Here is a 21446-nt window from a genome sequence, read left to right as displayed (position 1 = left end):
TGCATAATCCGGATCGCCGCATGACCGACAGCTTCGTCACTCAGTGCCCGCATTGCCAAACCAGCTTCCGCGTCAGCCATGCTCAGTTGAGCGTGGCCCGTGGTGTGGTTCGTTGCGGCTCGTGCTTGCAAGTATTCAATGCCGCCAAGCAGCTGCTGGAGCAGAGTCTTGGCCAGGAAGCGGCGTCTGCGGTTCCTGCCACCGTCGAGCCGCCAGAGCAACGGGCGATCAGCCTGAAGCAGTGGACCGCCGCCGAGCTGGATCTCGACAGCCTGGACCTGGACGAAGAACTCGCCCGACTTGAGCAACGGGAAATACAGCCGACCACCGAATTTGGCCGCCATCGCGAAGACACGTTGAGCGCTCGTCGCGACAGTACCGAGCACGATGAAGCGCCGTGGGCCGACAGCCTGTTCAGTGAGTCAGCAGCCGATCGCGCTCAGGCCGACGACATTGAAGAAGACACGAAACCGCCGACTGTCCTGCTCAAACCGGCACGCACCGAACCGTCGTTGACGCTGGAGCTGGTGGAACTCGACGATGAACCTCGTCCGCCCTTGGTGCGTCAGGACCTGGTGCTCGACTCGCCGCCACCGCGCGAACGCTTGTCCGCGACCGCCGACGTCGATGACATTGACGACGACCTCCCCTCGATAGAGCCCTTGCGCAAGAAACGCAGCGAACCGAACGGCCGCGCCGAAGCCCTGCAGGATCTGACCGACGATCCGCTGCAACTGGACTGGCAAAAACGTCGCTCCCCCTGGGGTAGACGGTTTTTCTGGTTGCTGTTGATCGTGCTCGCCGCAGGCGCCCTCGCCGGCCAGTACGTGGCTTACCATTTTGAAGAACTCGCGCGTCAGGACCAGTACCGTCCATGGTTCCAGCAACTGTGCCCGCAAATTGGTTGCACCGTGCCATCCAAAGTCGATATTGCCAAAATCAAGAGCAGCAACCTGGTGGTCCGCAGCCATCCGGACTTCAGCGGCGCACTGGTGGTCGATGCGATCATCTATAACCGGGCCGCATTCTCCCAGCCGTTTCCGTTGCTGGAGTTGCGCTTTGCCGACCTCAACGGTCACCTGATCGCCAGCCGTCGATTCAAACCTGGCGAGTACCTGAGCGGCGACCTCGAAGGCATGGCAGAAATGCCACCACAAACACCGATCCATATTGCGCTGGACATTCTGGATCCAGGCTCCAAAGCGGTGAACTACAGCCTGAGTTTCCACTCTCCCGAGTGAATCGGTTCACTGATCCCGGATTGGCGACGGATTTCTGACTTTGCCTGCGTGAACCAAACCGCTGGCGATAACAGAATAGTTGTTCAGATTTTGTTCAATTCAGCCTTTATCCAGTCATCGAGAGCGGGTATCATGCCAACCCTTTTTCGAACTCTCATGATCCGGCCCCACAACAGGGAAGTCCTATGTCGGCGGTACGCATCGGTCCATATACATTGCACAACGGCTTGATTCTCGCCCCCATGGCGGGCGTCACCGACCAGCCCTTTCGTCAGCTGTGCAAGCGATTGGGCGCAGGACTTGTAGTCTCGGAAATGGTGACCAGCGACATGAGTCTGTGGAACACCCGCAAATCGCGCATGCGCATGATCCACGAAGGTGATCCCGAGCCACGCTCGGTACAGATCGCCGGTGGGGATGCACAGATGCTGGCGGATGCGGCTCGGGCCAACGTCGAGCTGGGCGCACAGATTATTGACATCAACATGGGTTGCCCGGCGAAGAAGGTCTGCAACAAGGCCGCCGGATCTGCGCTGTTGAAGGACGAAGCATTGGTAACCGAGATCCTGCAGGCCGTCGTGGCCGCAGTCGATGTGCCGGTCACCCTGAAGATCCGGACCGGTTGGGACCGGGACAACAAGAACGGCCTGACGGTGGCGAAGATCGCCGAACAGGCAGGCATAACGGCGCTGGCGGTCCATGGCCGCACCCGTGCCGATCTGTACACCGGTGAAGCCGAGTACGACACCATTGCCGCGATCAAGCAGGCGGTGTCGATTCCGGTCTTTGCCAACGGCGATATCGATTCGCCGGAAAAGGCCCGGTACGTGCTTGACGCGACCGGTGCCGATGGCCTGCTGGTTGGCCGTGCTGCCCAGGGGCGGCCATGGATTTTTCGCGAGATCGATCATTACCTGCGTACCGGTGAAAAACTTCCGGCGCTGGAACTGATCGAGGTGGAACGCATACTGCTAGAGCATTTGGCCGCGCTGCACGTCTTCTATGGAGATGTCATGGGTGTGCGCATTGCTCGCAAGCATGTGGGCTGGTATCTCGCAACCTTGCCGGGCGCCAGGGAATTTCGCGCCCACTTCAATCGTTTGGAAGATACGGAAGCACAATGCGCCAACGTTCAGGGCTTCTTCGCCGAACGTTATAAGAGCCTGACAGGGGACGGAGAAGGGGTGGCCGCATGACGATGATGACCGAGACTTTAGTGAGTGGAACAACACCCGTGAGCGACAACGTGAATTTGAAACAGCACCTCAATACGCCAAGCGAAGAAGGTCAGACCCTTCGCGGGAGTGTCGAGAAGGCGCTGCACAATTATTTCGCCCACCTTGAGGGCGCTGCCGTCACGGATGTGTACAACCTGGTGCTCTCCGAAGTCGAGGCTCCCCTGCTCGAGTGCGTGATGAACTACGTCAAGGGCAACCAGACCAAGGCCAGCGAGCTGCTCGGACTCAACCGAGGCACGCTGCGCAAGAAACTCAAGCAGTACGATTTGCTGTAAGCATTCAATCAAACCAGAAAGGCGCCCGCGTAAAAACGGTCGCCTTTTTTGCTGACTCCTTTGCTTTTGATGGAAATTGAAATGACCGACCAGACTACCCGCCTGCCGATCCGCCGCGCCTTGATCAGCGTTTCCGACAAGACCGGGATCCTCGAATTCGCCAAGGAGCTTGAAGCTCTGGGCGTCGAGATCCTCTCCACCGGCGGAACGTTCAAGCTGCTGCGCGACAATGGCGTTGCCGCAGTGGAAGTCGCGGATTACACCGGTTTTGCAGAAATGATGGACGGTCGGGTCAAGACCCTGCACCCGAAAATCCACGGTGGGATCCTCGGTCGTCGCGGTATCGACGATGCCATCATGAACGAGCACGGCATCAAGCCGATCGACCTGGTAGCGGTCAACCTGTACCCGTTCGAAGCGACCATCAACAAGCCAGGCTGCGACCTGCCGACCGCTATCGAAAACATCGATATCGGCGGCCCGACCATGGTTCGCTCTGCAGCCAAGAACCACAAAGACGTGGCCATCGTGGTGAACGCCAGCGACTACGCCAACGTACTGGAAGGCCTCAAGGCCGGCGGCCTGACCTACGCTCAGCGTTTCGACCTGATGCTCAAGGCCTTCGAACACACCGCTGCCTACGACGGCATGATCGCCAACTACATGGGCACCGTGAACCAGGCCGCTGACACTCTCAGCACTGAAGGTCGCAGCGAATTCCCGCGCACCTTCAACAGCCAGTTCGTCAAGGCTCAGGAAATGCGCTATGGCGAGAACCCGCACCAGAGCGCGGCGTTCTACGTGGAAGCCAAGCCGGCCGAAGTCGGCATCGCCACCGCAACCCAGCTGCAAGGCAAAGAGCTGTCGTATAACAACGTGGCCGACACCGACGCCGCGCTGGAATGCGTGAAGAGCTTCGTCAAGCCCGCCTGCGTGATCGTCAAGCACGCCAACCCATGCGGCGTCGCCGTGAGCCCGGACGCCGAAGGCGGTATCCGTCAGGCCTACGAGCTGGCTTACGCCACTGATACCGAATCGGCGTTCGGCGGCATCATCGCTTTCAACCGCGAACTGGATGCCGAGACCGCCAAGGCCATCGTCGAGCGTCAGTTCGTCGAAGTGATCATCGCCCCGAGCGTCAGTGAAGAGGCCCGCGCCATCGTGGCGGCGAAAGCCAATGTGCGCCTGCTGGCTTGCGGCGAGTGGTCGGCTGATCGCGCTGCGGCGTGGGACTACAAGCGCGTCAACGGTGGTCTGCTGGTACAGAGCCGTGACATCGGCATGATCGGCAGCGAAGACCTGAAAGTCGTGACCAAACGCGCACCGACGGAACAGGAAATCAACGACCTGATCTTCGCCTGGAAAGTCGCCAAGTACGTCAAATCCAACGCCATCGTCTACGCCAAGAACCGTCAGACCATCGGTGTCGGCGCTGGCCAGATGAGCCGTGTGAACTCGGCACGCATTGCCGCGATCAAGGCGGAACACGCTGGCTTGCAGGTAGCAGGCTCGGTAATGGCCTCCGACGCGTTCTTCCCGTTCCGCGACGGCCTGGACAACGCGGCCAAGGTGGGTATCACCGCAGTGATCCAGCCAGGTGGCTCGATGCGTGATGCGGAAGTGATTGCAGCGGCTGATGAGGCCGGCATCGCCATGGTCTTCACCGGCATGCGCCACTTCCGTCACTGATACACCGCTCCCCCTGTAGGAGCTGCCGCAGGCTGCGATCTTTTGATCTTGATTTTAAAAAAACAAAATCAAAAGATCGCAGCCTCGTTTCACTCGACAGCTCCTACAGGGGTTTGCAGCGCCCCCACTGATTTTTGAGGTTTTTGAAATGAATGTTTTGATCATTGGCAGCGGTGGCCGTGAACACGCACTGGCCTGGAAAGTGGCTCAGGATCCGCGCGTGCAGAAGGTTTTCGTCGCGCCAGGCAACGCCGGCACCGCCATTGAAGCCAAGTGCGAAAACGTCGCCATCGACGTGCTGGCGCTTGAGCAGCTGGCTGATTTCGCCGAAAAAAACGTAGCGCTGACCATCGTCGGTCCGGAAGTACCGCTGGTAGCGGGCGTTGTTGATCTGTTCCGCGCCCGTGGCCTGGATTGCTTCGGTCCGACGGCTGGCGCCGCCCAGCTGGAAGGCTCGAAAGCCTTCACCAAGGATTTCCTGGCTCGCCACAAGATTCCGACCGCCGACTACCAGAACTTCACCGAGATCGAGCCAGCCCTGGCCTATCTGCGTGAAAAAGGCGCACCGATCGTGATCAAGGCCGACGGCCTGGCCGCCGGCAAAGGCGTGATCGTTGCCATGACACTGATTGAGGCCGAAGACGCCGTACGCGACATGCTGGCCGGTAATGCCTTCGGTGAGGCCGGTTCCCGCGTAGTCATCGAAGAGTTTCTGGACGGCGAAGAAGCCAGTTTCATTGTCATGGTCGACGGCAAGAATGTACTGCCGATGGCCACCAGCCAGGATCACAAACGCGTCGGCGACGGCGACACCGGCCCGAACACGGGCGGCATGGGTGCTTACTCTCCTGCCCCGGTGGTCACCAGCGAAGTGCACAAACGCGTGATGGACCTGGTGATCTGGCCGACCGTTCGCGGCATGGCCGAGGAAGGCAATGTCTACACCGGTTTTCTCTATGCCGGTCTGATGATCGACAAAGCTGGTAACCCAAAAGTCATCGAGTTCAACTGCCGTTTCGGTGACCCTGAGACCCAACCGGTCATGCTGCGTTTGCAGTCGAGCCTGGTATTGCTGGTCGAAGCCGCACTCGCGCAAGCACTGGATAAAGTCGAAGCACAGTGGGACCCGCGTCCGAGCGTCGGCATTGTGCTGGCCGCCGGTGGCTACCCGGGCGATTACGCCAAAGGCGTTGCCATTAACGGTCTGGATGCGGCGGCGGCGCTGGAAGGTAAAGTCTTCCACGCCGGTACTGCGCTGAAAGACGGTCAGGTAGTAACGGCCGGTGGTCGCGTACTGTGCGCAACCGCAATGGGCGTCAGCGTCGATGCGGCTCAGCAGCAGGCTTACAAGCTGGCGGCCAAAATAGACTGGGAAGGCTGTTTCTATCGCAAGGATATTGGCTACCGCGCCATTGCTCGCGAGCGTGGCGAAAATCAGGAATAAACGATTCATTCGGTCGGGCAAGGGCCACAGGCTCTTGCCGGACTATTCCGGCGCCGCGCATAGTTATAATCTGGCATCAACCTACGAAGGGATTTCGCCGTGCGCTGGCTCAGGATTGCCATAAGCCTCACTGTCACTCTGTTGACCTTGCTCTGCATGCCTGCGGCCCACGCCGCGCAAGGCAGTGGCTGGAGTGTATTGCTCGACGAACAGGGCAACCTGCAATTGAGCGACATCCGTTCCGTTCGTTACACCAATCAATTCAGTCCCATCGAACTTGAACGCCTCACCGCGGCCGAGCCCGAGGGCGCGTTATGGTTGCGTTTCAGGCTTGCGCCTGGCAAGCATGAGCAAGTGTTGAAGGTGTTCGCACCGGACCTGTCACACCTCAACCTCTATGTGCTTGAAGGCGACAAGCTCATCGAGCAAACCAATTCCGGGACGGATGAGCCAAAGGCCGAGCGCCCATTGCCCAGCAGCGATTTCATGCTGCCACTGCCCCAAAGCGACAAGCCTCTCGACGTGTACTTGCGCCTGGTGTCTGAACACCAGATGCGGCCTTACATCACGTTGCAATCGGCGGTTACCACCGCTGCCAATCAGACCCAGACCCTGATCTATGGCCTGCTATTCGGCTGCATCGGGATGCTGATCCTGCACAACCTCATCCGCTATGCCTATACCCGATCCCGCAGCAGTTTATGGCTGGCGGGTTGCGAGGCCTTGTTGATGCTCAGCCTGGCGATGCTGCTGAATCTCGCAGGGCCCTGGCTGCCCAATTGGCAGGCGTTACAGACGCCAGGCGCTTACGTCGCCTTGCTGATGACCGCTCCGTGCGGGCTCATGTTTGCATACCGCTTCTTCGCCCCGCTCGGCCCTCACCCGCTGAACAAGCTGCTGGTGGGCGACATCCTGTTCATCATTGCTTGCGGCCTGCTACTGCTATTCGTCAACACGCTGCCGCTGAATATCATTACCTACGCAATGGTTGCCCTCGCCGGTCTCAGCATGCTGTTCGTGGGCGCCTGGCACTGGCAAAAAGGCTATCGTCCGGCGCGCCTGTTCGTGGCCGCCATGGTGGTGTTCAATCTCGGCACATTGATTATCCTGCCCGCCTTGCTGGGGCTGACCCTGGTGGAACCCCAGGGCTTGATCACGACACTCCTGGCATTCATCTGCGTCAGCGGGCTGCTGATGAGCATCGCCCTGAGCGAACGCCAGCGCAGCATCACCGAAGACCGCTTCAGCGTCAGCCGAGACCTGGCCGCCAGCAACGCCGAAATCAACGCCAAAGCCGAGTTTCTGGCCAAGATCAGCCATGAAATTCGCACCCCGATGAATGGTGTCCTCGGTATGACCGAGCTGCTGTTGGGCACACCGCTTTCGGTCAAGCAGCGCGACTACGTACAGACCATCCACAGCGCCGGAAATGAACTACTTACACTGATCAACGAGATTCTCGACATCTCCAAGCTCGAGTCCGGGCAGATCGAACTGGACGATGTGCAGTTCGATCTCAATGCGCTGATCGAAGACTGCCTCAGCATCTTCCGCGCCAAAGCGGAACAACAGAACGTCGAGCTGATCAGCTTTATCCAGCCGCAAGTACCACGGGTCATCAGCGGCGATCCGACACGCCTGCGTCAAACCCTGCTGAGCTTGCTGGAAAACGCCCTGAAGAAAACCGACGAAGGCGAAATCCTGATCGTCGTTGCCCTCGACGAGCGCAGCGCCAAGCCGCGGTTGCGCATCGCCGTCCAGGACAGCGGCGAGCCGATGGACGCCGAAGAGCGCGACGCGCTGATGCATGCCGAACTCCACAGTAAAAATTTCCTTTCGGCCAGCCGTCTGGGCGGGAATCTCGGGCTGGTCATCGCCCGTCAACTGATTCGCCTGATGCAGGGGGAATTCGGGATCAAGAGCGGCGCCAACCAGGGCAGCACGTTGTGGCTGACCTTACCGCTTGACCCAGACCGTCTCGAGCACCCGACATCCGATCTGGATGGTCCCCTTCAAGGTGCGCGGGTACTGGTGGTCGATGACAACGACACCTGTCGCAAAGTGCTGGTGCAACAATGCACGGCCTGGGGCTTGAATGTCAGCGCCGCCCCTTCGGGCAAGGAAGCACTGGCGCTGCTGCGCACCAAAGCGCACCTGCGTGATTATTTCGATGTGGTCCTGCTGGACCAGAACATGCCTGGTATGACCGGCATGCAACTGGCGGCCAAGATCAAGGAAGACCCGAGCCTCAACCATGACATTTTGCTGATCATGCTGACGGGCATCAGCAACGCGCCGAGCAAGATCATCGCGCGCAATTCAGGGGTCAAGCGCATCCTGGCCAAACCGGTGGCCGGTTACACACTCAAGACCACCCTGGCCGATGAACTGAATCAGCGTAACAAAGGAGTGGCCGTGCCACACCGCCCGCCCACCGGACCGACGCTACCGATCAAGGTCCCCGGCGATTTCCGCATCCTGGTGGCGGAAGACAACAGCATCTCCACCAAAGTCATTCGCGGCATGTTGGGCAAGCTCAATCTGCAACCGGACACCGCCAGCAACGGCGAAGAAGCCCTGCAAGCCATGAAAGCGCAGCGTTATGACCTGGTCCTGATGGACTGCGAAATGCCAATACTTGACGGTTTTTCCGCGACCCAGCAACTGCGTGCCTGGGAAGTTGGCAACCAGCGGACCCGTACCCCCGTGGTAGCGTTGACCGCGCACATCCTCGCCGAGCATAAGGAACGCGCGCGGCAGGCTGGCATGGATGGGCACATGGCCAAACCGGTGGAGCTTTCGCAGTTGCGCGAGTTGATTGAACATTGGGTTGCCCAGCGCGATCTGCTGAACCAGACGGCGACGCAAACGTCCTGAGCCGACAGCCTCGACAGCGCCTGATAGACTCTCCCCTCGACTTCCATCGCCAGTGAGCCCGCCCCATGCTCCACGTGTTGTTCAGCGTTTACTTGAAGATGCTGGTGCTCTACAGCCCCTTCTTCGTCCTGTCCTGCTTTATCAGCCTGACCCGCGGCTACTCGCGCAAGGAACAACGTCGACTGGCCTGGAAAGTGGCAACCGCCACCTTGGTCTCCAGCGTCCTGTTGTACCTGTTCGGCCGAGTGATATTCGATGTCTTCGGCATCACGGTGGACGCGTTCCGCATCGGCGCCGGCAGCGTATTGTTTATCTCCGCACTCGGCATGGCTCAAGGCAAATCGGTGGTGCAAACCGACAACGTGCAGCAGGACGTGACCATCGTCCCGCTGACTATTCCCTTGACGGTGGGCCCCGGCACTATCGGCGCCTTGCTGGTGATGGGCGTGAGCCAGCCGCATTGGGACGACAAACTGACCGCCATCCTCAGCATCGCCCTGGCCAGCTTCACCGTTGGCGTGGTGCTTTATCTGTCCAGCCGCATCGAACGAATTCTGGGTGATCAGGGTTTGCAGATTGTCAGCCGGTTGATGGGATTGTTTGTGTGCGCGCTGGCGGCGCAAATAATCTTTACCGGGGTGAAAGGGTATCTAGTGCCCTGATCTGCATGGCAAACAAGACAGGGCTTTCGTTCTGAAAAACCCTGCCTTGCCCTTCAATACAGTCACTTAGAGCTTCAGTTTACGCACGAGAACCTTGTCCGAATAAGCATCAATTTTTTCGTGCACACGGGCGCGGTATTTCATGAACAGCTCCCGATCAAACGCGAATACCCCACCATCCGGAATAATGACCACCTCCTTTTCGAATTCGCTCCAGAAAAAGAAATCTTGTTCAACCACTGCTGTGCTGTAGCGCAAGCCGTAAAGACAGGCAATCGTTTCACCAGAATCAAGGCGCTCGCAGGGAGCACACTTGAGAATGCCCGCACCTGTGCGCGCGACATTCCCGCGGAAGAAGTTCCAGGCAAACTCGTCCATTTTTAACGCGCGGTAAGTCTCCTCGAACAGCTGCCCCAATCGCTCAAACCCCAATTCGCCAATAACCGTATGATTGAGGTTCATCAGTTGATGAACATTCGACACGCTGAGCGGCTCAGACGGGACTATAACTTTCAGTTTAAAGCCCGCTTTCAATAGCCGGCCCTGATAATAATCAAACCAGACTTTTCTTGAGGCCTGTCCTGGATATTTGTCATTCGCTGCAAGCTCTGCGTAGAGCAAACAGTCCTGTATATCCTGCTGATCCTGTGCAAAGACTGATTGAGCGAAGGACAACAGACAGCCACCTACTACAACGGCACTACTCAGCACTGACATAACACCTCCATTGCTCACTTACAACCAAACACTAGACAGGTCAATTAAACAAACCAACGGCTAACTTCACTTTCCGGTTATCTTCTTGAATAGACCATCATCATGCAGATCAAGAAAGTCATACACCTTCTGACGCTTGCGATCGAAAGCGCGCTTGTTGAACTTACGAATGCCTGCTGCTTGAAAGATGTGCACCCCTTGCGTATTGAAAGTAAAAAACAGGAAGTCGCCATCAAAGTTCTTGCTATACACATCCATCCCGCCCATAACCATTGCCATACCGCCACCCGGAGCAACGATACACGGCACTGCCTTGAAGCTAATAAGATCACTGCTTTTACTTGCCGTATCTATTAACTTCAACGCAGGCTTATCACCTTTCAGTTTTTCAACACCGGCAGCCACTAGACTCAATACATTACCTGAGCCCGCGCTGAGAACCGTTTCAAGCACCTGAAAAACGGCTTCATTCATTGTCAGCGTCAATGTTTTGGAATCATACCTTTTGCGAGTGTAACTTTCCGTCACCCAGCCGATGGCCGATAAGGCTCTATTGTATTCTGCGTATTTTTCTTCTTGTGTTGTGCCTGCAGGTAACTGACGGACTACCGCTTCGGCAAAAGCCTGGCTGTCCAATCCATCTTGCCTATCTTCCTGACCGAGGTGTTCGTCAAACACTACAAGAGATTGACCCACCACCGAGGCGTCACTATCCCCTGCTGCTCGGTTTGTAGTCAGGCTGTCGCCCGACGAGAACTTTCTGACGCGACGAGAGGACACATGGGTTAATTGAGCTTCGATTCGCTCAAAGTAGGTATCCTGCATCACCTCATCAAATGGAAGTTCCGAAGCTTTATTATTGATAGGGTTACTCATAAAATCTCCTTATAAAAATAACCGCCTCATGCGGCACAACCAAACTTAAAACACGCAACTCCACGCGTCAATTTTCGATAAAACAAATCAGATACCAATAATTGCAGCATTGTTAACGCTGAAATGTACGAGTTATATATAGTCAAACTGAAACAAGAAGAAGCGCGACCTCAGAACGAGGCCGCTGTCATTCAGGCAACCGGCTTGGTCTCATACCAACGCGGGGTGTACACCCACTGACCTCCATCACCCCGTGGAAATACGCAGGTCATGGATGAACCGATCAACACCATAGTTCGCATATCGACCTGATCCGGGGTCAATTGCCCCAAGGTGGTCACCCGCAGGGTCTGGCCAGGCCGGCCAATGTCCCTGCCTAACACCACGGGTGTTTGCGGTGTGCGGTGCCGGGCGACGATGTCTAAAGCCTGACCCAACTGCCAAGGACGTGAACGCGAAATCGGATTGTAAAAAGCCAGCGCCAGATCAGCTTGGGCTGCCAGATCCAGACGCTTCTCTATGATTGCCCAAGGCTTGAGGTTATCCGATAGCGACAACACACAAAAGTCATGCCCCAACGGTGCGCCTGCCTGGGCAGCGGTCGCAAGCGATGCCGAGACGCCAGGCAAAATCTCCAGGTCGACGTTGTGCCATGCCGGGTTGGGGGATTCATGCAGCGCTTCCAGCACCGCCGCCGCCATGGCGAATACGCCCGGGTCTCCGGAGGAAACCACGACAACGGAACGGCCTTGCGCCGCCAGTTCGAAAGCATGACGCGCACGCTGCATCTCTTCGCGGTTGTCCGTGCAATGCAGGACCTGATCAGCTCGAAAAGGCCCGGCCATGCGCACGTAGGTTTCGTAACCGAGCACATCGTTGGCGCGAGCCAATTCCGCTTTGACCGCCGGTACCATCAAATCGGCAGCGCCCGGACCCAGACCGATAACGGCCAGGCGCCCGCGAGGACGACCGATCAGCAACGGATCCAGCGGATGCTCGGCGACCGCGACAGTGATGCCGTTATGGCTGTGAACTGTCGCCGACGACCCAATCGCCCCATTGATCGTATCGCTGACACTGCCAGCCGCAGAAAACCGCAACGGCACACCGAGTTCATCAGCCGCATCACGCAGCGCCTGACTGGCCATCTGCTGATCACTGGCCACCAGACAGGCCAACGATTGCACGGCAATTTTTGCCTGCTGCAGGGCCTGGCGAATCGCATTGGGCAAATCTGCGACCTCGGCGTTTACCAACGCCAGCACACTTTTCGGGTAAATCAGTAGCTCATTCGCTACGGGCTCACGCTCGGCGCTACCAATATGAATCGCCAGATGCGCCTGTTGATCCTGCAGCAACTGCGCTTGCGCCAGCCAGGGCGCATCACCCTCGATACGAACAGGCTCGCCACCGAGCAAATCGGAAACGAATCGCTTGCCGAGTTCAAGGTCGCCCAGTGCATAACCCTTCGGCGGATTCAGCAAACAGGTGCCAAACCGCAGCTCACCACTGGTGGTAATGGCCGCTGCCACGCCCAGTCCTTGAGCAATGTCGCGGGCCAACACGTTCACACCGCCCAGCCCACCCAACAACGGCACCACCGCGCTGCCGTCTTCTGCAACGGCCAGTACCGGCGGCTCCGCACCTTTTTCCAGGAGCAGTGGCGCCAGCGTGCGGATCACGATTCCGGCGGCACACAGCGCAATGATGGGTGTGTTTTGTTGATAGAGCTCGCGCAGAGTGGAGCCGAATTCGTGATAAATGACGTCCACGCCCTCGACCCGTCCAGACAAGCCGTGGATCAGCGCGCCTGGCAGCAGTCGTTGAATGTCACGCGCGGTCGCGAGGCTGCCATCGCCGAGAATGACGATCGCCGGAACTGGATGAGTCATCAGCCCTGCCACCTTTCACCTGGAACGATGATCAACGAGAAATACGGCGAAGACATCGGCTCAACCTGATCCAGCGGTACGATTTTCTGATTAGCCATGGTCGCGCGCTCGACGTACAGCGCACGCTGCGCCAAACCGAGTTCTTCCAGTACCTGTCGAACCTTGGGGAAGTTGCGCCCCAGTTTCATGATCACTGCTGCATCGGCGTCGGCAAGGCGGCGCTTGAGATCCTCATGGGGCAAGACACCCGATAACACCGACAGGCTCTGATTGCGATAAACCAGCGGCGCGCCCAGTACCGAAGCCCCTCCAAGCATCGAACAGACACCCGGTACGACCTGCGCTTCATAGCGCTCGGCCAGACGATCGTGCAGGTACATGTAGGAGCCATAGAAGAACGGATCGCCTTCGCAGATCACCGCCACATCGCGGCCGGCATCCAGATGCGCGGCAAGCTCTTCGCCCGCCGCGTCGTAGAAGTCGCTGATCACTTGTTCATAGGACAGCGGCGCCGGCAACGCCTCGGTAGTCACCGGATACACCAGCGGCAACAACGTCTGTGCATCCTGTAAATGAGCTTCGATGATGCCGAACGCATTGCCCTTTTTGCCTTTGGCGACGAAGTACGCCACCACCGGCGACTCGCGCAACAGGCGCAGTGCCTTGACGGTAATCAGTTCCGGATCACCGGGCCCGACACCCAGGCCGATCAAACGTCCACGTTGCTGCATCATTCGATCTCCGTGGCGAGGGCATTGACAGCGGCAGCGGCCATGGCGCTTCCGCCGAGGCGGCCTTGCATGATCACAAACGGCACGCCGCGACTGTCAGCCGCGAGCGCTGCCTTGGATTCGGCAGCACCCACGAAGCCCACGGGGAAACCGAGAATCAGCGCCGGTTTCGGGGCGCCGGCATCGAGCATTTCCAGCAAATAAAACAATGCCGTCGGTGCGTTACCGATGACCACCACGCTGCCTTCCAGGTGCGGGCGCCACAACTCCAGCGCCGCGGCGGACCGGGTGTTGCCCAGTTCGCGCGCGAGGTCTGGCACGCCTTCGTCACGCAGCGTGCAGATAACCGAGTTGTTGGCCGGTAGCCTTGTGCGGGTAACGCCCTCGGACACCATTCGTGCATCACACAGGATCGGCGCTCCGGCGGCGAGTGCATCGCGGCCGGCCTTGCCGGCCCCTTCGGAAAACTGCAGACCGTCAATGGCATCGACCATGCCGCAGGCGTGGATCACTCGCACCGCGAGTTTTTCCAGATCGGTCGGGATTCGCTCAAGGTTGGCCTCGGCACGAATGATCGCGAAGGAGTTGCGATAGATCTCCTGACCGTCGCGGATGTAATCAAGCATCAAGGGGGCTCCGTGGGCGGGCATCAAGCAATGCGCCCGCCGCTTCAATAGTGAGATTGCGTGCTTGCAGCGCGCCGAAACCCGGCAGCGCTGCATCGCGAAAATAGAGGTCGTAGTGACCCTGACCGGTCGCCAGCAATGTGACGGGGGCGGTGTGTGCGCAAGCACAGGATCGCGGGCAGCCTGACAAGTGGACCTGCTCCTGTGCGTGTCGACCTTGTCGCAATACGGACATCCGTTGCGCATCGCCTTTGGTGTCGGAGAGACCTTTGCCGCAACCGGCAGAACCGGTGCAAGCGACAAGATGAGTCAGCGGCTGATGGGTGTCGACCAGATACCCCAACGCCTGCAAACGCTGGCGCACCAGCGATGCATCCTTCTGGCGAATGTTGGGCAGCAGCAAGCTCTGCCAAGGGGTCAAGCGCAGGCTGGCATCTGCGAATTCTTCAGCCAGATGGGCCGCCCCCCTGAGCATCGAAGGATCCATACGCCCCAGCGGCGGCATGACGCCCACATACACGAGGCCTTCCTGAAGCTGCGGGTAGGTGCCAATCGGCAAGCCCGGCCCTGTCACCGTTCGACGCCACTGATCAAGGGCGATCAGTGGCACGCGACCGGCCAACAGGGGTAGCAATGAATCGGCTGAACGCTCTGCCAACAGGTGCCGCATGCGGGTCTGGTCCGGGCGCGCGAGCTCAAGAAACACCTCCAGAACGGCCACCACCAAAGCATGTCCGTCCTTTAGACGTACGGCCGCAATTGGCGAGTCGGTGGGGCATCCCGCGAATCCGAAAGCCAGCAGCAGCTCGCCGTTTCGCTGCGTTGCGCTCAGCCAGAGATCGTGCGGATGTTCGAGCATTGCCAGCGCTTCGCCACCATCCAGTTGCACGGCAAACTTGGCCGATAACTCATGGAAGCGCGGATGGGTTTGCAGGCTGTCCAGAACCTGTCGGGCCAGGGGACGACTGTCGATCAGCCTATGGGGGTCAATGCCGGCAGCGGGGCTCAGCATCAGATTGCGTACGTCGTCGCCTGCAACGGTTGTGGGGCCCAATTCGGCGGCCAGCAAATGATCGATCAGCGCTGTTGCCTGCTCACCAATACCGCGAATTTGCAGGTTGGCCCGATTGGTGGCCTCTATCACGCCACCGGCAAATCGCTCGGCGGCATCAGCCACGGCGATGGCTTGATCCGTGCGAATAGAGCCACCGTCGAGTTTGATCCGGCAGATCCCGCCGTCCAGCGCCTGGACGACACGCAACAATCCGGGACATGCCGAAGGGCGCAAGGGACTGGAGGTCGGACGTGATTTCACGGGAAGGCCGTTAACGGGATCAAGGGCGGCATTATGCCTGCTTTGCCCGGCCGGATGAAAAGCTCAAGCACATAGACGACGAAACGCGTCGCCCCAGGGCTTTAAGTCTCAAACACTCTTGGTGCCCTGTCGTTTCACACACTTAACTGCAAGTATTAATTCCTTTCCGACAAGGGAACGCCATGATCGACGCGCTTAAATACAACGAACTCGCGCTGTTCTCTCTCGACGAACAAAGTCTGATGGGACTGCGCTTTCAGGCCATCCCTGCGAGAGGAAAGTGCGGGAGCTCAAAATGAAGAAGTTTGATCTGCGAAAAAACCAACAATAAGACCAGCCCCGCCGCCGACGCTTTGGCAAACTCCATCAGTGCCACTCTCCATTGAGCCGCTATCGACACGCGAATACCCTTAACACCGCGCTATGATGCGCAACCGCACAGGACAACCTGGGCCTGAGCAATGCAATGATTCGGCTTCGTTTGATAAATGAGGAACAGCATGACCCCCTGGCTGACGGTGGTAGGTATCGGTGAGGAAGGCTTCAAGGGGCTGGGCAAAACGGCCCGACACGCGTTGCTAAGCGCTTCGCGAATTATCGGTGGCCAGCGCCAACTCGATTTGTTGCCTGCCTGCATCCGTGGCGAACGGCAATTGTGGCCCAGCCCTTTCTCGCTGACACCCGTATTGGCAAGTCGCGGTGAACCCGTCTGCGTACTGGCCAGCGCAGACCCGATGTTCTTCGGTGTCGGCGCCAGCCTCGCTCGGCAATTGCCCGCTGATGAAATGCTGATCCTTCCCGCGCCGTCTTCCTGCTCCCTGGCCGCCGCGCGGATGGGTTGGGCATTGCAGGACACGCTGACGCTGTCGGTGGTCGCCCGTCCCATTGCCGCGCTGAATGCGCATTGGGCCAGCGGCGTTCGCCTACTGGTACTGAGCAACGACGGCCAAAGCCCTGCCGCGATCGCTGGGCAATTACGCGAGCGCGGTTTCGGTCCGAGTCGGCTGAGCGTGCTGGAACATTTGGGCGGCGCAGCCGAGCGCCGCATCGATGGCGTCGCCGATGACTGGAGCGATCCGGTGATCGCCGACCTCAATCTGATCGCCATCGATTGCATTGCCGCGCCCGACACTCCGCGCCTGTCACGTCTGGCAGGCCTGCCCGACTGCGCCTTCAAGCATGACGGTCAGCTGACCAAACGCGACGTTCGCGCCATCACCCTCGCGCGACTGGCACCGACACCGGGTGAACTCATGTGGGACGTGGGCGCAGGCAGCGGCTCGATCGGCATTGAATGGATGCGCACCCACCCGAGTTGCCGCGCGCTGGCCATCGAAGCCGACGAAGGCCGACAGCGTTTGATCGAGCACAACCGCGACGTACTGGGCGTACCGGGTCTGCAGCTGATTCGCGGCAGTGCGCCGCAAGCCCTGGAGGGTCTTGAGCGGCCGGATGCGATCTTCATCGGCGGCGGTGTCACCCGCGAGGGCGTGCTGGATGCCTGCTGGACTGCACTGAAACCAGGTGGTCGGTTGATCGCCAACGCCGTGACATTGCAAAGTGAAATGACCCTCATGGGTTGGCGCGAGCAGCACGGCGGCGAGCTCACGCGCATCCATATAGCGCAGGCGCAACCCTTGGGCGACTTCGATACCTGGCGTCAGGCGCTGCCCATTACGCTGCTGGACGTGGTCAAACCTTTCGATGCGTGACGAAACCGCCGAACACCCCGCCCCCCTGCGCAGCGGCCTGACCACAGGCAGCTGCGCTACCGCCACCAGCCTCGCGGCCGCTCGATTGCTGCTCGGTGGCGTGAGTTCGGATGCGGTGGACATCACCCTGCCCAAGGGCAAGCACGTACAGATGCGCCTGGAGTTCTGCCGGCTGACAGTCAACGGTGCCGAAGCGGGAACAATCAAAGATGCGGGTGACGATCCGGACGTCACTCATGGCGCCCTGCTCTATTCCCAGGTACACCTGAACCCCCAACCGGGCATACGTTTCAATGCCGGCCATGGCGTCGGCACCGTGACCCGTCCAGGTCTGGTACTGGGCGTCGGTGAACCGGCGATCAACCCGGTCCCGCGCAGGATGATCACCGACCATCTGACCCTGCTGGCAGACGAACTCGGCTACCGCGGCGGTTTCGAGGTCACGGTCAACGTCGAAGGTGGCGAGGCGCTGGCACTGAAAACCATGAACCCGCGTCTGGGAATCCTCGGCGGGCTGTCGATTCTCGGTACTAGCGGCATCGTCCGGCCATTCTCCTGCGCGGCCTACATTGCGTCGATCCATCAAGGCATCGATGTCGCGAAGACCAACGGCTATCTGCACATCGCCGCCTGTACCGGCAATGCCAGCGAAGACACCATGCGCCGGGTCTATGACCTGCCGGAAATCGCCCTGATCGAAATGGGCGACTTCGTCGGCGCAGTGCTCAAGCACCTGCGCAAAGTGCCCGTGGATAAACTCAGCCTGTGCGGAGGTTTCGGCAAGATCAGCAAGCTGGCTGCCGGCCACATGGACCTGCACAGTCGACATTCGAGTATCGATTTGCCGCAACTCGCGCAATGGGCCGCCGCAATAGGTGCTGATAAACATCTGCAACAAGCGATCCGTGATGCCAATACCAGTCAGCAAGCCCTGGCCATGGCCAGCGCCGCCGGTATCGCGCTGGGCGATGCGGTGTGCCAGCACGCCCTGGACTTCGCTCGCAGCGTGGTGCCGGCGCAGGTTCAGGTCGAAGTCTTTGCCATTGATCGTCAGGGCGGCATTGTCGGCCACGCGGGAGCTTTCCATTGAAACGCATCTTGTTGCTCGGCGGCGTCACTGAAGCCCTGGCCATCGCTCGCACCCTTGGGCCGGAACACATCTATAGCCTGGCAGGAATCGGTCGTGTACCCACCGATTTGCACTGTCAGGTACGTGTCGGCGGTTACGGTGGCGCCGAAGGATTGGCGCAATTCATTCTCGATGAAGGAATCGAACTGTTGCTGGATGCGACCCATCCCTACGCCGCGCAAATCAGTCAGAACGCTGCCGCCGCGGCTCGCTTGAGCGCGATTCCCTGCTGGGCATTGCGACGTCCGGCCTGGCAGCCACAGGCCGACGATGACTGGCGCGAAGTCAGTGACTGGCGCGAGTTGATTGAAGCGCTGAAACCCTTCAAGCGCCCGTTGTTCACCCTCGGCCGCGAACCCTTGCAACACCTGGATGAAATCCCGCCAGAGCAATTCTGGACGCTGCGCGCGCTGGACGCTTATCCGGGAAACGAACGCTGCGAAGTCATCGGCGCCCGCGGCCCTTTCCTGATCGACGATGAGCGCGAACTGTTCGAACGTCGGCAGATCGATGTGCTGATCAGCAAGAACAGCGGCAGTACGGCCACCGAGCCGAAACTGGAAGTGGCGCGCGAGCGAGGGGTGCCGGTGTTGGTGTTAAAGCGGCCGGTGTTGCCGGAGGTCGATCGAGAGTTTGCGTCGGTAGGTGAGCTACTAAAAGTGCTGTCCGTGTCAGACGATTCCTGAAGTCTGCAAAACATCACGACTTTGCCGGCAACATTCTCGGAAGGCGCCGGCTATACGATCAGCGGCTTCACTTTTATCGTACGTGTTCTTTGCCTGTGCCAGCACATCAACCCGTAACTGCGGGACATCGGGCTCGCCCTGAAGAAATGCTGCTTGCCTGTGTGTATCCCAAGGAATACGATCAATCATGTTCAACTTTGAGCGTTCCGAAGCGTTCGCCCTCTGGCTCGACTCATTGAAAGATACCGTCGGAAAAGCTCGAATCATCGCCAGACTCCGGGCTGCCGAACATGGGAACTTCGGCGATTGTGAATCCGTAGGCCAAGCCGTTTATGAAATGCGTGTTCATTACGGTCCAGGCTACAGAATGTACTTCACCCGCCGAGGCGAAATTGTTTATCTGCTCCTGATAGGAGGTGACAAGTCGACTCAAAAACGAGATATCAAACGCGCTATCCAAATGGCGCAAAACATCGGCAGTGAGGAGTAAATCATGACCGAACAATTCGTCCGTTTCGATGCCGCAGATTTTCTTAAGACGCCGGAAGAAATGGCGGCTTACCTCGATGCCTGCTTTGAAGAGGACGCAGGCGACGGTGTTCTGATACGTGCAGCACTTAACGATATCGCCAGAGCACAAGGCATGACCCGGATTGCCCGTGAAGCGGGCTTGGGTCGTGAGAGTCTGTACAAAGCGTTGAGCAGCTCTGGCAATCCTGAATTCGCGACTATCATGAAGGTTATGAAAGCCTTGGGCATGCGCTTGCATGCCATCGCCGTCTAAACGTGCTGCGACACCACACCGCATGCCACGTTTTTACTTATCGGCCTTGATCAGGCTAAATAGCCGCGCCTGATCGCCCACCCACCGGATTTGCCCCATGTCCCGACAACGGCTCGCAATTGCCTGGATCGCCTGCTTCGCAGTGCTGTTCAATATGCTCGCCATGCCGATGACCGGTGCGATGGCGCAGTCGGCAAAGTCGCCTGCCGAACAATTGTTATGGGGCAGCTTCTGCACCTCCGGCGGCACGAAGATGGTGGCGATTTCCATCGGCGACATCGAGCAGAAAGCCCCGCAAAACGACGATCATTCCAACATGCAGCACTGCTGGTGTTGCTCTGGTTCCTCGCCTCTTGTGGCATTGCCCGGCCATGAACCACAACCGTTTTTCGCCCGCTTCGAGGCCAACCGAAGCCAGCCCCCCGCCGCACTCGACACACGCACTCCGCGCCAGCAATGGCCGAGCCTGAACCCCCGCGCGTCCCCTCTGGTGTGATTTCTTCTCGCAATTGACTGCGTCTTGAATCCATCCGGAGTACTGCCATGTTGAACAAACTCATCGTTCTGGCTGCGTTGCTGCTGCCTGCCTGCTTTGCCAACGCCAATGAATACAAGGCCGGCGAGCTGGAAATCGCTCACCCCTGGTCTCAGGAACTGCCACCCAATGCGCCGACCATCGCGGCGTATTTCGTGATTCACAACAAAGGCAAAACCGCTGACCGGCTGCTCAGTGTCGACTCGCCTATTGCCGGCGATGCTCAGTTGCACGAACACATCAAGCAGAACGACCTGATGAAAATGCAGCAGGTGCCGAGCGTCGAAATCCCTGCCGGTGGCGAAGTCACTTTCGCGCCGATGGCGTATCACGTGATGCTGCTGGAGCTGAAAGACCGCAGTCTGCTGGCCGATGGCAAACGCTTCCCGCTGACGATGCACTTCGAGAAGTCCGGAGACGTGACCGTTGAAGTCACGGTGCAGAAGAAGGCGCCGGACGGCATGCAAGCGCACGTGCATACCCAGTAACTGACAGCACCGAGCCCGCCCATGCGCCCGCTTAGCGCCAGGTCATCCGCCTCCCGTCGTCAGCCTTTGAGCCTGACCCGCGGCAGCTGGATCAGCCTGTTCGCCATGTTGATGATCTTTATCGGCCCACTGATTTCTCAGTCGATGCCGATGGGTCAACGCGCGAGCCTGTCCGGCTCCATGAACATGTCGATGGACATGCCCATGGAGATGTCGGCCATGGACCACGGCGCCCAGCCCGCCGCCGAGCATTGCCCGCCTAAACCCGATCACCATGCCCTCTGGGAGAAATGCGGCTACTGCAGCCTGTTGTTTAACTGCCCGGCACTGACGGGCGGCCAGTCTTTCGTCGCATTCGATACACCCACAGCCACAACCTTCAGTACTCCCTCTCCACGCTTGGGCCACGCCCGGCAAACCTTCTTTCCCGGTGCTCGCACCCGAGCCCCGCCCATCGTCGCGTAAACACCTGCATAAGCTCTCACACGGTCTCGAAGACAGCCCAAGGCTGCCGGCCGTGTCGTTTACG

21 protein-coding genes are annotated in these 21446 nt (G+C 59.0%); 15 read left to right on the top strand and 6 right to left on the bottom strand.

All coding sequences use genetic code 11. The features are described 5' to 3' along the window. Window positions 1-20 precede the first annotated feature (20 nt). The 7 genes from ACA063_RS02940 to ACA063_RS02910 all read left to right on the top strand — a co-directional run bounded on the left by ACA063_RS02940 (window position 21) and on the right by ACA063_RS02910 (window position 9426). Window positions 21-1241 carry a DUF3426 domain-containing protein gene (locus ACA063_RS02940; protein ID WP_497664730.1) on the top strand — a complete coding sequence of 407 codons (1221 nt, stop codon included), beginning with the start codon at window positions 21-23 and terminating at the stop codon, window positions 1239-1241. A gap of 185 nt (window positions 1242-1426) precedes the next feature. Next, window positions 1427-2437 carry a tRNA dihydrouridine synthase DusB gene (gene dusB / locus ACA063_RS02935; RefSeq protein ID WP_162439132.1) on the top strand — a complete coding sequence of 337 codons (1011 nt, stop codon included), beginning with the start codon at window positions 1427-1429 and terminating at the stop codon, window positions 2435-2437. Next, the gene (fis, locus tag ACA063_RS02930; protein ID WP_007907419.1) at window positions 2434-2754 is read left to right on the top strand and encodes a DNA-binding transcriptional regulator Fis; all 321 of its coding nucleotides are present in this window, start codon (window positions 2434-2436) and stop codon (window positions 2752-2754) included. The genes dusB and fis overlap by 4 nt, the downstream gene beginning before the upstream one ends. Before the next feature lie 81 nt (window positions 2755-2835). After that, on the top strand, window positions 2836-4443 hold the full coding sequence (purH, locus tag ACA063_RS02925) for a bifunctional phosphoribosylaminoimidazolecarboxamide formyltransferase/IMP cyclohydrolase (protein WP_162439133.1): 1608 nt from the start codon (window positions 2836-2838) through the stop codon (window positions 4441-4443). A 148-nt stretch (window positions 4444-4591) separates the two neighbouring features. Continuing rightward, window positions 4592-5887: a phosphoribosylamine--glycine ligase gene (purD, locus tag ACA063_RS02920; protein WP_497664729.1), complete on the top strand. Its 1296-nt coding sequence runs from the start codon at window positions 4592-4594 to the stop codon at window positions 5885-5887. Between the two features lie 99 nt (window positions 5888-5986). Beyond that, window positions 5987-8764 (top strand): hybrid sensor histidine kinase/response regulator, encoded by a 2778-nt coding sequence (locus tag ACA063_RS02915; RefSeq protein ID WP_497664728.1) that lies wholly within the window; start codon window positions 5987-5989, stop codon window positions 8762-8764. A 65-nt stretch (window positions 8765-8829) separates the two neighbouring features. Then, complete coding sequence (locus tag ACA063_RS02910; protein WP_497664727.1) at window positions 8830-9426, top strand: MarC family protein; 597 nt, start codon at window positions 8830-8832, stop codon at window positions 9424-9426. Between the two features lie 66 nt (window positions 9427-9492). Here the strand turns inward: ACA063_RS02910 and ACA063_RS02905 are convergent, their stop codons facing one another. From ACA063_RS02905 to cobG, 6 genes are all read right to left on the bottom strand, one after another. Then, entirely contained in the window at window positions 9493-10143 is a 651-nt protein-coding gene (locus ACA063_RS02905) for a hypothetical protein (RefSeq protein ID WP_497664726.1), read from the bottom strand. A 66-nt stretch (window positions 10144-10209) separates the two neighbouring features. Then, a complete protein-coding gene (locus tag ACA063_RS02900) occupies window positions 10210-11019 on the bottom strand; it encodes a hypothetical protein (protein WP_497664725.1) in 810 nt (269 codons plus the stop codon). 191 nt (window positions 11020-11210) lie between these two features. Further along, window positions 11211-12911, bottom strand: coding sequence for a precorrin-3B C(17)-methyltransferase (gene cobJ, locus ACA063_RS02895; protein ID WP_497664724.1), 1701 nt, complete (start codon window positions 12909-12911; stop codon window positions 11211-11213). Next, window positions 12911-13642 (bottom strand): precorrin-2 C(20)-methyltransferase, encoded by a 732-nt coding sequence (locus ACA063_RS02890; RefSeq protein WP_497666462.1) that lies wholly within the window; start codon window positions 13640-13642, stop codon window positions 12911-12913. Before ACA063_RS02890 ends, cobJ begins: the two co-directional genes overlap by 1 nt. After that, window positions 13642-14268: a precorrin-8X methylmutase gene (locus ACA063_RS02885; protein ID WP_497664723.1), complete on the bottom strand. Its 627-nt coding sequence runs from the start codon at window positions 14266-14268 to the stop codon at window positions 13642-13644. Before ACA063_RS02885 ends, ACA063_RS02890 begins: the two co-directional genes overlap by 1 nt. Further along, the gene (cobG, locus tag ACA063_RS02880; RefSeq protein WP_497664722.1) at window positions 14261-15583 is read right to left on the bottom strand and encodes a precorrin-3B synthase; all 1323 of its coding nucleotides are present in this window, start codon (window positions 15581-15583) and stop codon (window positions 14261-14263) included. The genes ACA063_RS02885 and cobG overlap by 8 nt, the downstream gene beginning before the upstream one ends. Window positions 15584-16083: 500 nt before the next feature. On the opposite strand from cobG, the gene cbiE reads away from it, so the two are divergent. The 8 genes from cbiE (at window position 16084) to ACA063_RS02840 (ending at window position 21382) form a co-directional block, all read left to right on the top strand. After that, window positions 16084-17295: a precorrin-6y C5,15-methyltransferase (decarboxylating) subunit CbiE gene (cbiE, locus tag ACA063_RS02875; RefSeq protein WP_497664721.1), complete on the top strand. Its 1212-nt coding sequence runs from the start codon at window positions 16084-16086 to the stop codon at window positions 17293-17295. Continuing rightward, window positions 17288-18385 carry a cobalt-precorrin-5B (C(1))-methyltransferase gene (locus ACA063_RS02870; RefSeq protein WP_497664720.1) on the top strand — a complete coding sequence of 366 codons (1098 nt, stop codon included), beginning with the start codon at window positions 17288-17290 and terminating at the stop codon, window positions 18383-18385. Before cbiE ends, ACA063_RS02870 begins: the two co-directional genes overlap by 8 nt. Continuing rightward, window positions 18382-19110 carry a cobalt-precorrin-6A reductase gene (locus tag ACA063_RS02865; RefSeq protein ID WP_497664719.1) on the top strand — a complete coding sequence of 243 codons (729 nt, stop codon included), beginning with the start codon at window positions 18382-18384 and terminating at the stop codon, window positions 19108-19110. The genes ACA063_RS02870 and ACA063_RS02865 overlap by 4 nt, the downstream gene beginning before the upstream one ends. A gap of 187 nt (window positions 19111-19297) precedes the next feature. Then, the gene (locus ACA063_RS02860) at window positions 19298-19600 is read left to right on the top strand and encodes a type II toxin-antitoxin system RelE/ParE family toxin (RefSeq protein WP_497664718.1); all 303 of its coding nucleotides are present in this window, start codon (window positions 19298-19300) and stop codon (window positions 19598-19600) included. Between the two features lie 3 nt (window positions 19601-19603). Then, complete coding sequence (locus ACA063_RS02855; RefSeq protein ID WP_497664717.1) at window positions 19604-19894, top strand: addiction module antidote protein; 291 nt, start codon at window positions 19604-19606, stop codon at window positions 19892-19894. A gap of 97 nt (window positions 19895-19991) precedes the next feature. Continuing rightward, window positions 19992-20390, top strand: a complete 399-nt coding sequence (locus tag ACA063_RS02850) for a DUF2946 domain-containing protein (protein WP_497664716.1) — start codon at window positions 19992-19994, stop codon at window positions 20388-20390. A 47-nt stretch (window positions 20391-20437) separates the two neighbouring features. Further along, a complete protein-coding gene (locus ACA063_RS02845; RefSeq protein ID WP_497664715.1) occupies window positions 20438-20917 on the top strand; it encodes a copper chaperone PCu(A)C in 480 nt (159 codons plus the stop codon). A 21-nt stretch (window positions 20918-20938) separates the two neighbouring features. Further along, the gene (locus ACA063_RS02840) at window positions 20939-21382 is read left to right on the top strand and encodes a DUF2946 domain-containing protein (protein WP_497664714.1); all 444 of its coding nucleotides are present in this window, start codon (window positions 20939-20941) and stop codon (window positions 21380-21382) included. Window positions 21383-21446: the final 64 nt, after the last annotated feature.

The organism is Pseudomonas sp. LBUM1643 (assembly GCF_059716215.1).
Note: the sequence above shows the minus strand (reverse complement) of the source record. Positions and strands in the feature narration are given on the sequence as shown.